This window comes from Dokdonia genika, from assembly GCF_042652845.1.
Taxonomy (GTDB): domain Bacteria; phylum Bacteroidota; class Bacteroidia; order Flavobacteriales; family Flavobacteriaceae; genus Dokdonia; species Dokdonia donghaensis.
Genome location: NZ_JBHSHB010000008.1, coordinates 472,420 through 485,071 on the forward strand (window position 1 = coordinate 472,420; position 12,652 = coordinate 485,071).

The following is a 12,652-nucleotide window of genomic DNA, read 5'->3' on the forward strand; positions in this document are numbered from 1 at the left end:
TAATTCCGCTTTCGCGAAAGCGTAAATAAAAAAGGGAACCTAAATGTAGGTTCCCTTTTTTTATAGCGCTGTGGGTATTATAAATCTTTATTGGTTTTTTTAAGTCCCAGGGCAGCCCCAGCCACAAGACCGAGAGCAATGAGCCCATTTATGGGAGCTGCAGGAGCTTCATCATTTACGTTATCTGGAAAAGAGATTTGAGCTTGTGCACTCTGAAAGCAAAAGAAAAATAAAGCAATAGCTAAAACTCGGGTGATATATTTATGTCTAATTTTCATAATTTTCTTTTTAGTTTTTAATCAGTTTACGTGCTGCGGTCATTGTTCCACTTTTTACTTTTACATAGTAAATCCCAGTAGGAAGTGCATCTACTTTTGAGATAGTAATCTCATTATTTATAAGTGTCTCTTCAGCTTGATATGCATTTTGACCTAGCACATTTACTATTTGCACTGTCGCAGTTGTAGTTGTAGCATCTGGGATACGTATTGTAAATCCATTATCATTAAACGGATTTGGAGCTATTAATAATTCATTTGTTGTGTATGTCTCAGTTGCTAGAGGTTCACTATTAAAAATAATAGCAAAACGATCTGCAGCACTACTCTGCTCATTGTCAGATATTGTAAAGGCTATATGGTTTTCACCACTTTCTAGTGGTGATACGGTGTCTAAATATCTGTCGTGCAGATATGACGGAATCTCTACATTATCTAGAGTAAGCTCTAGGTCATAATTGGCAAACCTGTAATTATCTATGTGTAATTGCATCACAGTGTTTTCGGTAAACGCGTCTCGTTTTTCTATGGCGAGCAAATGATCATCTACTGCTATGGCAATATTTTCATCTAGGTTTGCTAGTTTTTGCGCATCATATAAATCTACCTGAGATGTGTAGTCACTACTAGCTGTAACTTTAAATCCATCAGAAAATATTGATATGCCACTTTCTACACGTGAGAGCTTACCTGCTATGATAGCCGGTATCGTGTTTGAATTGAAGGTGTTTGTCTGAGATTCACCGGTTGGCCCTTCGGCATTTTCTCCAAAGGTGATACTCGTAAGTGTGCCAGGTGTATTATCTACTATTTGAGCAAAGCCACCTTGGTATGCTTGTAGTGAACCATTTGCAGCAGATACCCCAGCTGTATTATTACTTCCGTCAGATAAATCTATAGTTACATAACCACCGCGCCCATTATCGCCGTTTATTTGAGGATCAAATATGTAGTAAAAATTAGGGTTAAGGTTTTGTTGTGCACCATTAGTAGCATCTCCATTAAAAACAGCATTCATATCTACAGTTCTCGCAAAAGGATTGCCAAAAAGGAAAAATGTACCGTCACCTCCAGAAGCATCTTGCGTTGCCGCTGTAGTTGTAAAAGATTGTGTAACAGCATCGAGTTCTAGGGTTCCGGTAGTTCTAAGTACGGTATCGTCTGCCATAGCTTCATTATCTGTAACGTCTATTGCTCTACTACCACGTATTAATGTAAGAAGAGGTTTACCAGCTTCGAGCACATCTATATTGGTATTTGGTATAGGTTCAAAGGCTTGAGTTGCGTTATTAAGAGTAAAAGCAGAAGCATTACCAGAAGGTGATGCGTCAAAACCGTTTGCACCAGTTTCACTACCAGTTATATGTATACCGTAACCTGGATTTGGGTCTTGAGTTGCGCTGGTGGCACCCTCTTGCCAGTTTGTCTGTATGGTAGAACTCGTGTTTACGGGGCTAGATAGTATTCTAAAAGCACGTTTACCAGGGATATATCTTTCTACTGTAACATCTCCTACTACTGTCGCCCCATTTGTAAATGCGCCAGTATAGGCTTGTTGATCTGCTGTACTTCGTAGCGTTAAGTTATTGTTAGTTTGTAATGTACCCGATACAACACGTAATTCATTAAAGAGATCTGTTTCATTAAGAATTGAATAATTGGTACCTAGAATTAAATTTTCTACAGGTCCCCCTATAAAACTGAAACCAGGAGTTGTCGCGTTTGCCTTGAATTGTATATTATCTATTGCAAACTCATCTCTACTACCACCTCCAGAGACATCATCAGTTTGCCAAGCTATGATGTACGTCTCACCAGGTGCTATATTTAAGGTTTCATCACCAGCAGCATTCGTATTTATATCGTAGGTAAGTACAGATTTTAGAGCGCTTGGAGAAAGGTCATCTACCTCAGGACTGTTAAGGTACACCTCGCCTGGAGTGCTTAGACTTGAGTTTGTGAGATCTGTTTCAGTACCGTGTACAAGTGTGACATAATTAGATCTAGGTTGGTCATTATAGACATATAAATCATATGCCACTTGTAGATTAGTTATAACCTCACCTGTATTATTTTGAAATCTAAAAGCGATGATACCCGGCGTAAGGTCAGATCCAGTAGGTTGAAAACCGAGTGCATAATCTTCTGGAGCAATAGTATAAGAATTTATACCACTACCTGCAGAGCCAAAGTTTGCAGTACCCGTAAAGTCTGATGAGGTATTTGTATCGCCAAAACTAGAGTCTCCATCGCTTAATCCTTCTATGAGCCAAGTATTTGAGTCTAATTGTCCTGAAGACGGTGCTGGTGATAATCCATCACCCGTAAAACCACCTTCATTCACTCCTGTTAGACTTGTATCAAAGTTTATAGTATAATTAAAATCTGTATTATTTAATTGAAACCCTAGCTGAGTCATATCATTTACGGTGTATGTAAGTTGCATACTCACAGCTGTTTCTGGCATTGCATTATCATCTGTAGCGCTTAGGGTATAATAAACAGTTGTTCCATCCATTTGTGCGGGGATCGCTGTACTTGTTTCATAAGTTGTGCCAGTAGTGTTATTTAATACAATTGTATTAGGATAAGGACCACCGTCTTGTAAACCCCACGATAAGTTTGCACTATCTATATTATCTTGAGCGTCTGTAATGGTTGCGCTCACGGTCACAACATCTGTCGGGGTTACAACCTCTGGTGATGCAACGATGTTTGTGATTTCAGGGGCAATATTTGCTCCAGCTCCTAGTGTCTGCCCTGTATTTAAGCTCCCTAGGCTTGATGTGGTAGGAGCAGACCACGTAAAATCAGTATATGCAATACCCGAACCAGTGAGCTGTAAGGATTCTGTTGCCAGGGTAGATCCGCTCTCTGCTACACCTATATCTGTAGAGGTAACTCCACTTGCTGGACCATTTGTAGCCGTAAATACTCCTTCATAACTTAGAAATTGACCAGTTATTAATGTACCTTGATAAGTGAGTGCGAGGCCATCAGTATCGTTTTGTAGACCTCCAGAGGAGAAGACAAAGCTGTATACAGTATACGTATTTACAGTTTCACCTATTGTAAATTCATCAAGCGATGTAGTACCATAGGTCACACCACCATTTCCGTTGTAGCGTACAACAGCATAATCTGTAAGTGTTCCAGGGTTTTCAATAATTATTTCAACACTTTCATTGGTGTCAGCTCCATTGTTATCGTAATGAAACTCGTTTATCCAAGCATTGTTTTGCGCTAGCACAATTCCAGAATAACTAATAAAGCACAGTACAAATAGATGAAATGTTTTTAAGTGTAAAAATCTTGCCATTTTGTATGAATTTTCCTGTAAATTTAACATAAATATTAAATAATCAACAATATACATATTAAGCAATTGCTAAGAAATTGTACACTTTCGCGAAAGCGCACTTTTGCTTAAGTAAACATTATGAGGTTATAGTAAAGATACCAAGCATACAAAAGGCTAATTATTTCCCATCCCTATCAAAATATACTATCATTGCAATCGTTTACCATTGTGTTATCGCCTTGTATGATGAGAAAAGTCTGTTACATACTCTTATTTCTAACCGCAGTATCTGCTTACGGGCAGTTAGGAGGGAGAGCAACATACCAGTTTCTCAATTTAATGTCATCACCTAGGCAAGCAGCCCTGGGCGGAAAAATAATCACAAACTATGATTATGATCCAGACTCTGCCCTTTACAACCCTGCAAATATTAATTACAGAATGGATAACCAGCTTTCTGTAAACTATGTAAACTACCTTTCAGATATAAATTATGGTACCGCCTCATATGCCTATTTATGGGACAGACGCACACAAGTACTTCACGCCGGCATAACGTATGTAAACTACGGGAGCTTTGACGGGCGGGACGAGAACGGAAATGCAACAGGAGAATTTGGTGGTAGTGAGGCAGCGCTCTCGCTAGGCTATGCGACTAATATTCCTTACACAGACTTTTATGTAGGAGCAAATGTAAAACTCATCACTTCCACACTGGCCGAGTATACCTCTGCCGGCGGAGCGATAGACCTGGGTCTAACTTATAATTATGAAGACTGGGATCTTAACGCAGCCGTAGTAGTGCGCAATATAGGCACGCAGTTTACACCATATGTAGACACCATAGAGAAGTTGCCACTAGAGATAGATGCTGGTATCTCCCAGATAGTGCCTAATGTGCCCATACGCTGGCACCTTACGCTTGAAAACTTACAACTCTGGAACATCGCTTTTGAGAATGAAGCCCGCGCCACCACAGATCTAGACGGAAACACAACTGCTGAGAAAATAGGTATTCTAGATAACGTCATACGCCACGCCATTGTGGGTGTAGAACTCTTTCCACGAGGAGGCTTTAACCTGAGACTAGGTTATAACTTTAGACGTAGTGAGGAGTTGCGTATTATAAACCAGCGTAGCTTTGCAGGGATAAGCGCCGGTTTTGGCATTAAGATTAATAAGATGCGATTTAACTATGCTTACGCACGTTACAATAGTGCTGCCGCTAGTAGCTTTTTTGGCATAGGTATAGATTTGCAGTAATTCTCTTTGTGGGAGCAACCACTTATTTTTAAGTATTCACGGCAGTATCCCGCTTTTCATTGCAATTCCTCACGGCGCTCACGCTTGTTGCGGGATTTTCATTACAATCGGGGCTAGAGACTTGAGATAGTGCGTGTTTGTAATAGCTGTATTGTGCGTATCTATATACCTTTTGAAAGTACTTTTGGAGTTCCTTACATCTCATAATCATATTCCCTATTTTTGCTCAAAACACACCATACGTGAAAATAACCATCGCCATAGACGGATATTCCTCAACCGGAAAAAGTACCGTAGCAAAACAACTAGCAGACTGGCTAGAATACATATATGTAGACACCGGCGCGATGTATCGTGCAGTAACCCTTTATGCAATGCGTAAAGGTCTTATATCTGATGGTTTTTTTGATAAAGAATCACTTATCAATAAATTATCAGACATTAATATTTCATTTACCAGAGACACCACTTCTGGACAGGCAGAAGTCTGTCTTAATGGAGAAAATGTAGAGCAATATATTAGAACACTTGAGGTATCTTCTTTTGTAAGTCCTATAGCCACCGTGTCAGAAGTGCGAGCAAAGCTTGTAGAGCAGCAGCAACGTATGGGTGAAGAAAAAGGTATTGTGATGGACGGTCGTGATATAGGTACTGTAGTATTTCCTACGGCAGAGCTTAAGATATTTATGACAGCCAGTGCAGAAGAGCGTGCAAAAAGGCGTTACAACGAGCTTGTAGAGCGCGGTGATGATGTAAACTATGATGCCGTGCTATCTAACGTAGTAGAGCGTGATCACATAGATACCACTAGAGAAGACTCTCCACTAGTAAAAGCAGCAGATGCTATTGAGATAGATAATACAGAAACGAATTTAGAAGACCAGTTTCATACCATCTTACAACTCGCAAAAGATCGCATTGCACAACGTATATAATGTCAAAACTTCCTAAACAAGCCCACCTTATACTCTCTGCAAGCATAGTTATCGTGATGGCATTTGTTTATGGAGCAAACCCCAGTGTTATACTGTTTGATATTTTTGGATTTAAGGTCCAAGATCTTGAGCTCAAAAATATCTTTAGAGCCATAATGGGTGTATACCTCGCACTAGGAGTTTATTGGCTTTATGGTGTTGTAAAGCCTATGCACTGGGAGCGCGCTACTTTATTTAATGTATTATTTATGGGAGGTCTTACCGCTGGCAGGCTTATAAGCACTTTGCTAGACGGCTGGTCTCCACAATATGGATTAGGTATGATAGGAGAAGCCATACTCACCGTATGGGGTTTGTGGAATCTCAATTATTATACACAAAAAAACCTACGATCTAGATCGTAGGTTTTTTTATTAATAGCCTTTATAATTATTCTTTTACTTCACGAGCTCTAGAGCAGTGATAGAGAGCATATCATACTCCTCATCATCTTCATTAAGTTCTGTAGAAGTTGTAAATGTAATTTTAAACTGCTGTCCTTTATAAATGTCTTGGGTAAGGTCAAATTCTTGAGCAGCTGTAGCACTTATTGACTCAAAAGCATAAGTTAAGTCGTCGCTATCTGTAAAGTAATACGTCTCGTCACTATAGCCAGTAAAGGTTGCGGTTACTGTTTCAGAAGTTGTGTTGTAAGCAATAGTAGCAAGTGTAAATAAGGCAATAAAAAGTGTTTTCATAATAGTGTAAATTAAAAGTGTTTGTTAATTCAAAAAGCCGCGTGTGCGACCACTATTGTTCAGATTTCCCAACCTAGGATTTTACCCTGCACATTATACGTTATTAATATAGAGAAGGTTACAAAAACGCATAAAAAAAAGTAAATATAAGTTGTAATTTCTCTGCGAGTGGTTGTTAAGCCCTGTAAATATTGGGTTTCTTATTATTGGTAATGCGGAGAATTTTTACCGCTTTCGCGAAAGCGTACTTATAAAAACTACCCTAAAGACTCGTAACGTAAAAAATATTCACAAAATTATCGTTAAAGCGTAAGTGCGGTTTTTGGTTAAATTATCGTAAAAAGAGTGGCTTCTATTTCTTAAAAAGTTAAAGAATGTTAATAGTGTAATGTTGCCAAAACCAAACCTCAAATCACTGCGTAACTATGCTAGAAATTAAAAACAATTAAACCTTTTATTTATGAAATTAACTAGCAAATTAGGAATACTACTTATCGCATCTGCAGGATTTATAGCCTGTGAAACTGATGATAACGGATTATCAACAACAACAGATGATGATGGATCTGCAAACCTAGAATTAGATAACTCACTGTTTGCAACAAGTAACACAAGTGGTGACATTACAGTATATGATGTAGAAGATATAGCGAGTGTTACGGCATCTACTTTTGGGACAGCAGCTACAGATACAGAGGGTATCTATTATGATAGTAGTGATGATGAGGTGATACAGATTTCACGCTCTGAGTCACAGATACAAGCTTTTGGAGACCTTTCACTTAATGTGGCTGGTATCGCTCTTAATGCATCTGTAAGCAGTACAGCTTCTTTATCAAGTCCTCGTGATCTTGCTGTAAATGATAATATTTATGTTGTGGCAGATAATGCAGATGTAGATGGTGATGATAGTACAGATGATGGTCGTTTATTTATCTATACAAGAGGTGATGATGGATCTATCACATTAAGAAACACAGTGACAGTAAACTTTGCTGTATGGGGAATCGAGTTTGATGGAGATACTCTTATCGCAGTTGTAGACAAAACGTCTGACGTAGCAATCTTCGAAAACTTTGCAGACTCAAACACAACAGATGCTACAGTAGAAGCTACAAAAAGAATAACTATAGAAGGTATTGTAAGAACTCACGGTCTTGCTGTAGATGGTGGTACACTTATCCTTACAGATGTAGGTAGCGCAATGGATGATGCAGATGGTGCTTTTCATATCATATCTGACTACGCTTCAAAATTTGCTGGTGTAGCAAACGGTGAGACACTTGCAGTAGTAGGTAACCAAGTACGTGTAGCGGGTGACGCAACATTTTTAGGAAACCCAGTTGCAGCCGAATATGATGCAGAGTCTAACGTAGTGTTTATTGCAGAGCGTGCAAACGGTGGCGGAAGAATTCTTGCCTTCTCAAACGCACAAGCTGGAGGTAACCTTACTCCATCTGTAAATAATGAACTAGAAGGAGCATCTTCATTATACCTAAACGAGTAATCATTTACCCAATGATTATTTTATAATAAAAGCCTCTCAGTATTTCTGAGAGGCTTTTTATTGTGCCATTATGGGATCAAATAAAAAAGGCGCGCTAGATATCTAGCGCGCCTTTTTTATATATAGTGTGGTAGATTTATTCTTCTACCTCGTTTGCTTGCATTGTTGAAAACACATTCTGTACATCATCATCTTCTTCTAGCTTGTCTATAAGTTTGTTTACATCTGCCTCTTGTTCTGGTGTAAGTGTTTTTGTTACTTGAGGTATGCGGTCAAAACCAGATTCTAATATTTCTATACCCTTTTCTTCTAGAGCGCTTTGTATTGCTCCAAAACTCTCAAAAGGAGCATAAATGTGTATGCCATCTTCATCTTGAAAAACCTCCTCGGCACCAAAATCTATAAACTCAAGCTCTATCTCATCTACATCTTGTCCCTCTGCATTTACTCTAAAGGTACACGTGTGATCAAACATAAATACAACAGATCCAGAAGTACCTAGGTTGCCATCACATTTATTAAAGGCTGCACGCACATTTGCTACCGTACGGGTATTATTATCTGTAGCTGTTTCTACAAGTATTGCAATACCGTGCTGTGCATAGCCTTCAAAGATTACCTCTTTATAATCACCTTGACTCTTATCTGATGCACGCTTTATTGCACGCTCTACATTATCCTTAGGCATATTTACTGCCTTAGCATTTTGTATAACTGCACGTAACCTTGAGTTTGAGTCTGGATCTGGTCCTCCTTCTTTTACCGCCATCACGATATCTTTACCTATACGTGTAAAGGCTTTAGACATTGCGCTCCAGCGCTTCATTTTACGTGCTTTTCTAAACTCAAATGCTCTTCCCATAAATAATAAGGATATAGTGATTATACCTGCAAAGGCAGGTTTCTCGTGTTAAATGTAATTGTATAAACTAAAAAAACGATCTGTACACCTGTACAGATCGCTGTAAAAATATGAAATCGCTTGATTTCTTTAAAATTTATAGTTCCTTAAGCGCCCAAAATATCATCTATTGCCGCTGCAAGATCAAAATCTTTTTCTGTCACACCATTTGCATCGTGTGTATTTAGCGTTATTTCCAGCTCATTATACGTATTAGTCCAGGTAGGGTGGTGGTCCATTTTTTCACACTCAAAAGCAATACGTGTCATAGTGGCAAATACTTCTCTAAAGTTTTCAAACTCTATTGTGGTATGGATGGCGTTATCATCAAACTCCCAATCTGGAAAATCCTCTAATCTGTTTTTAATCTGATCGTCTGTAAGTTTCATAATATTAGTTTTACCGTTGTATATTAAAGATACTCAATTACGCTTTCGCGAAAATGCTATTACGATTAAAAATTTGTTAAGTATTACATTTATAGATTAAACTCAGTTGTAGCATCTCCCGTATCAAAAATATGTGGGTAGTGTTCTTTAATATTATTCATCATAAACACTAGCGGTACATCGTCAAAAAAACCATAGTCGTCTATATACTCCATAAAGCGATTACCTTCACTATTGAATTGCTGTAAGAAAGAATTATTTTCACCATCAAATTCTAGCGGAGCAACATTCATCTTGTGACATAATGAGGCGTTAAAGGCTGGTGACATTTTGAGCCATTTACCATTTATATAGGCATTTACCATACCGTGAGGAGTTAGCTCATTTGAGCCAAATTTTTCTACCAGACGCTCTACAGCAATGTGATTTTTCACCTTCCCTAAGTGTAGACGTGCAGGTATTCCTAAGCCACGTAAACAAGCAATGAGTAAGATGGATTTTGTAACACAATTACCTATGTCTTTTTGAGCAATTATACTAGCTCTATAATTATCCTGGTTGAGGCTTATGGCATATGCATTATACATATAGCCATCACGTATCTTTGTATAAATGCCCACTGCCTTCTCCTTTTTAGATAAAGTATCTATATCAAACTCTGCTATGAGTTGCTGTATAGGGCTACTGTTGTAATCAAAAAAATATGAAGGCTCTAGATATGTCATTGTGTAGGGAATTAGTCAGACTAAAATAGTAAAAAAGTAGATAAAGGTTTGTAATGTCTATTATAGACGCTGCTGTTTTCTCTTTTTCTTTTTTTGCCTTTTGAGATATTTATGGTGGGCCTTAATTGTTTGATTATTGAGTTTACCCGTGATCTCTATTTTATATCCTAAGTCTTTAAGTTTCTCTTGGTATTTCGTCAATTTTATTTTGGCTTGACGAGCTTTTATAATGGCTTCTTTTGTCTTACTCTTTTGGGCGCGCATTGCAAGAGTGTCGCAGTTTATTTCTTTCCAAGTAAATTTTTTGTCATACTCAAAGCAGCGCTCATAGCATTTGCCAGATTCAGCATTTAGAGGAAAATCATAGTTCTGGGCATTTGGATATAGAGCACAAAAGAGCGTAAAGATTATGTATAAGGTACCTTTCATTTGATTGTTTAAATATACAGGTATGTGTAAGTTTTACGCTTTCGCGAAAGCATAAAAATACTAAATCTAACACGTAAATTCTTACAGCTATAAAACCACTTCAATAACTCGCCATATTTTATTTTGTAACCCCTTTGTAAATCAATATAAAGGATGTATTTTTGCACACCTTTTTGACCACCGGTAGAAAGCTGTCACAGAGGATTTATAAAAAACAAAACAAACCCTTTTACGGTTTCTTGGTTTATCTAGCTTTCGGAGAAACGTAAAATACAAAACCCATCCCGCTTTAAAACGCTAGTTTTAAGTGAGATGTAATTTTAGCACAAATGGCTGAAGAAACAAAAAATCCTGAAGTTCAGGAAGAAGCTACAGTAGTAGCACCAAAAGTTGAGCTATCTCCAGCTCAAGAAAACCCAGAGCAATTTCTTAAAGACTTTAACTGGGAGAAGTACGAAGAAGGAATCGATACAGTAGATGACAAGCAGCTTGAAGAGTTTGAAGCACTTGTAGAAAACAACTTTGTAGACACTCTTGATGACGACGTAGTAGAAGGAACAGTGATTACAATTACTGATCGTGATGCAATTATCGACATTAATGCAAAGTCTGAAGGTGTAATCTCTCTTAACGAATTCCGTTACAATCCAGACCTTAAAGTAGGTGATAAAGTAGAAGTACTTATCGATGTACGTGAGGATGCAACTGGGCAATTGATATTATCACACCGTAAGGCACGTGTTATCAAGGCTTGGGATCGCGTTAACGCTGCACACGATGAGGGAACTATCGTAAACGGATTTGTAAAAGCACGTACTAAAGGAGGTATGATCGTAGATGTTTTCGGTATCGAAGCATTCTTACCAGGATCACAGATTGATGTGAAGCCTATACGTGATTACGATCAGTATGTAAATAAAACTATGGAATTCAAGGTTGTAAAAATCAACCACGAGTTTAAAAACGTTGTTGTATCTCACAAAGCGCTTATCGAAGCAGATATCGAAGAGCAGAAGAAGGAGATCATCGGGCAGCTTGAGAAAGGACAAGTACTTGAAGGTGTTGTTAAAAACATTACTTCTTACGGTGTATTTGTTGATCTTGGAGGTGTTGATGGACTGGTACACATTACAGACCTTTCTTGGTCACGTATCAACCACCCGAATGAAATCGTTGAGCTTGATCAGAAACTGAACGTAGTAATCCTTGACTTTGATGAGGATAAAACACGTATCCAGTTAGGTCTTAAGCAACTTTCTAAGCATCCTTGGGAAGCTTTAGGAGACGAGCTTAAAGTAGGAGATAACGTAAAAGGTAAAGTAGTTGTAATCGCAGATTACGGTGCATTTATCGAAGTAGAAGAAGGAGTAGAAGGTCTTATACACGTATCTGAAATGTCTTGGTCTACACACTTACGTAGCGCTCAAGACTTTGTAAAAGTAGGAGACGTAGTAGATGCACAAATTCTTACACTAGATCGTGAAGATCGTAAGATGAGCCTAGGTATCAAGCAACTTACGCAAGATCCTTGGACAGATATTACTTCTAAGTATCCAGTAGGGTCACGTCACGAGGGTATCGTACGTAACTTTACAAACTTTGGAGTGTTCTTAGAACTAGAAGAAGGAATTGATGGATTAATTTACATCTCAGACCTTTCTTGGACTAAGAAAGTGAAGCACCCATCAGAATTCTGTGAGGTAGGAGATAAGTTAGAAGTAGTGGTTCTTGAACTTGACGTAGATGGACGTAAACTTTCACTAGGACACAAACAGATCGAGGCAAACCCTTGGGATAAGTATGAAGATGAGTTTAAAGTAGGTACAACACACAAAGCGGCTATCACAGAGATAGTAGACAAAGGTGCTACAATAGACTTTAATGAAGATATCACTGCATTTGTTCCTACACGTCACCTTGAGAAAGAAGACGGTACAAAACTAGGAAAAGGAGAAGAGGCTGAATTCCAGATTATAGAGTTCAACAAAGACTTCAAGCGTGTAGTAGCTTCACATATGGTAATCCATAAAGAAGAAGAAGCAAAAATCGTTAAACAAGCAGCTAAGAAAGCTAAAGCTCAAGCAGATGAGTCTAAGCCTACACTAGGTGATGCAAACGATGCTCTTGCAGCTCTTAAAAAGAAAATGGAAGGAGGAGAGTAATCTCAACCACACATTTTAATACAGA

Annotated in this window: 12 protein-coding genes; 5 read left to right on the forward strand and 7 right to left on the reverse strand. The window is 38.3% G+C overall.

The annotated features are described in order from the left end of the window. Nucleotides 1-77: 77 nt before the first annotated feature. Both ACFO5T_RS06150 and ACFO5T_RS06155 read right to left on the reverse strand, forming a co-directional pair. Nucleotides 78-278, reverse strand: coding sequence for a hypothetical protein (locus tag ACFO5T_RS06150; RefSeq protein WP_380032867.1), 201 nt, complete (start codon nucleotides 276-278; stop codon nucleotides 78-80). Nucleotides 279-288: 10 nt separating this feature from the next. Further along, nucleotides 289-3,597, reverse strand: coding sequence for a T9SS type A sorting domain-containing protein (locus tag ACFO5T_RS06155; protein ID WP_380032869.1), 3,309 nt, complete (start codon nucleotides 3,595-3,597; stop codon nucleotides 289-291). A gap of 225 nt (nucleotides 3,598-3,822) precedes the next feature. Here ACFO5T_RS06155 and porQ point away from each other — a divergent pair, with 225 nt between their 5' ends. The 3 genes from porQ (at nucleotide 3,823) to ACFO5T_RS06170 (ending at nucleotide 6,181) form a co-directional block, all read left to right on the forward strand. Then, nucleotides 3,823-4,842: a type IX secretion system protein PorQ gene (gene porQ / locus ACFO5T_RS06160; protein WP_380032871.1), complete on the forward strand. Its 1,020-nt coding sequence runs from the start codon at nucleotides 3,823-3,825 to the stop codon at nucleotides 4,840-4,842. A gap of 242 nt (nucleotides 4,843-5,084) precedes the next feature. Next, a complete protein-coding gene (gene cmk, locus ACFO5T_RS06165) occupies nucleotides 5,085-5,777 on the forward strand; it encodes a (d)CMP kinase (protein WP_380032873.1) in 693 nt (230 codons plus the stop codon). Next, entirely contained in the window at nucleotides 5,777-6,181 is a 405-nt protein-coding gene (locus ACFO5T_RS06170) for a DUF4345 domain-containing protein (RefSeq protein ID WP_035325124.1), read from the forward strand. The genes cmk and ACFO5T_RS06170 overlap by 1 nt, the downstream gene beginning before the upstream one ends. A gap of 33 nt (nucleotides 6,182-6,214) precedes the next feature. Here the strand turns inward: ACFO5T_RS06170 and ACFO5T_RS06175 are convergent, their stop codons facing one another. After that, nucleotides 6,215-6,514, reverse strand: coding sequence for a hypothetical protein (locus ACFO5T_RS06175; RefSeq protein ID WP_380032876.1), 300 nt, complete (start codon nucleotides 6,512-6,514; stop codon nucleotides 6,215-6,217). A gap of 460 nt (nucleotides 6,515-6,974) precedes the next feature. Here ACFO5T_RS06175 and ACFO5T_RS06180 point away from each other — a divergent pair, with 460 nt between their 5' ends. Beyond that, the gene (locus ACFO5T_RS06180) at nucleotides 6,975-8,021 is read left to right on the forward strand and encodes a hypothetical protein (protein WP_380032878.1); all 1,047 of its coding nucleotides are present in this window, start codon (nucleotides 6,975-6,977) and stop codon (nucleotides 8,019-8,021) included. 136 nt (nucleotides 8,022-8,157) lie between these two features. Here the strand turns inward: ACFO5T_RS06180 and ACFO5T_RS06185 are convergent, their stop codons facing one another. From ACFO5T_RS06185 to ACFO5T_RS06200, 4 genes are all read right to left on the reverse strand, one after another. Next, on the reverse strand, nucleotides 8,158-8,883 hold the full coding sequence (locus tag ACFO5T_RS06185) for a YebC/PmpR family DNA-binding transcriptional regulator (RefSeq protein WP_021778575.1): 726 nt from the start codon (nucleotides 8,881-8,883) through the stop codon (nucleotides 8,158-8,160). A gap of 146 nt (nucleotides 8,884-9,029) precedes the next feature. Further along, on the reverse strand, nucleotides 9,030-9,311 hold the full coding sequence (locus ACFO5T_RS06190) for a 4a-hydroxytetrahydrobiopterin dehydratase (protein ID WP_375253157.1): 282 nt from the start codon (nucleotides 9,309-9,311) through the stop codon (nucleotides 9,030-9,032). A gap of 89 nt (nucleotides 9,312-9,400) precedes the next feature. Continuing rightward, entirely contained in the window at nucleotides 9,401-10,036 is a 636-nt protein-coding gene (locus tag ACFO5T_RS06195) for a transglutaminase-like domain-containing protein (protein WP_380032881.1), read from the reverse strand. A gap of 60 nt (nucleotides 10,037-10,096) precedes the next feature. Then, on the reverse strand, nucleotides 10,097-10,465 hold the full coding sequence (locus ACFO5T_RS06200; RefSeq protein WP_380032883.1) for a hypothetical protein: 369 nt from the start codon (nucleotides 10,463-10,465) through the stop codon (nucleotides 10,097-10,099). Between the two features lie 329 nt (nucleotides 10,466-10,794). Between ACFO5T_RS06200 and rpsA the strand changes: the two genes are divergently transcribed. Next, a complete protein-coding gene (gene rpsA / locus ACFO5T_RS06205; protein WP_380032885.1) occupies nucleotides 10,795-12,627 on the forward strand; it encodes a 30S ribosomal protein S1 in 1,833 nt (610 codons plus the stop codon). Nucleotides 12,628-12,652 lie beyond the last annotated feature (25 nt).

What these genes read in the sequence shown, in the direction of transcription:
- ACFO5T_RS06150 (WP_380032867.1), bottom strand. Translation starts at nt 278, where the DNA reads ATGAAAATTAGACATAAATATATCACCCGAGTTTTAGCTATTGCTTTA.
- ACFO5T_RS06155 (WP_380032869.1), bottom strand. Translation starts at nt 3,597, where the DNA reads ATGGCAAGATTTTTACACTTAAAAACATTTCATCTATTTGTACTGTGC.
- porQ (WP_380032871.1), top strand. Translation starts at nt 3,823, where the DNA reads ATGATGAGAAAAGTCTGTTACATACTCTTATTTCTAACCGCAGTATCT.
- ACFO5T_RS06170 (WP_035325124.1), top strand. Translation starts at nt 5,777, where the DNA reads ATGTCAAAACTTCCTAAACAAGCCCACCTTATACTCTCTGCAAGCATA.
- ACFO5T_RS06175 (WP_380032876.1), bottom strand. Translation starts at nt 6,514, where the DNA reads ATGAAAACACTTTTTATTGCCTTATTTACACTTGCTACTATTGCTTAC.
- ACFO5T_RS06180 (WP_380032878.1), top strand. Translation starts at nt 6,975, where the DNA reads ATGAAATTAACTAGCAAATTAGGAATACTACTTATCGCATCTGCAGGA.
- ACFO5T_RS06185 (WP_021778575.1), bottom strand. Translation starts at nt 8,883, where the DNA reads ATGGGAAGAGCATTTGAGTTTAGAAAAGCACGTAAAATGAAGCGCTGG.
- ACFO5T_RS06190 (WP_375253157.1), bottom strand. Translation starts at nt 9,311, where the DNA reads ATGAAACTTACAGACGATCAGATTAAAAACAGATTAGAGGATTTTCCA.
- ACFO5T_RS06195 (WP_380032881.1), bottom strand. Translation starts at nt 10,036, where the DNA reads ATGACATATCTAGAGCCTTCATATTTTTTTGATTACAACAGTAGCCCT.
- ACFO5T_RS06200 (WP_380032883.1), bottom strand. Translation starts at nt 10,465, where the DNA reads ATGAAAGGTACCTTATACATAATCTTTACGCTCTTTTGTGCTCTATAT.
- rpsA (WP_380032885.1), top strand. Translation starts at nt 10,795, where the DNA reads ATGGCTGAAGAAACAAAAAATCCTGAAGTTCAGGAAGAAGCTACAGTA.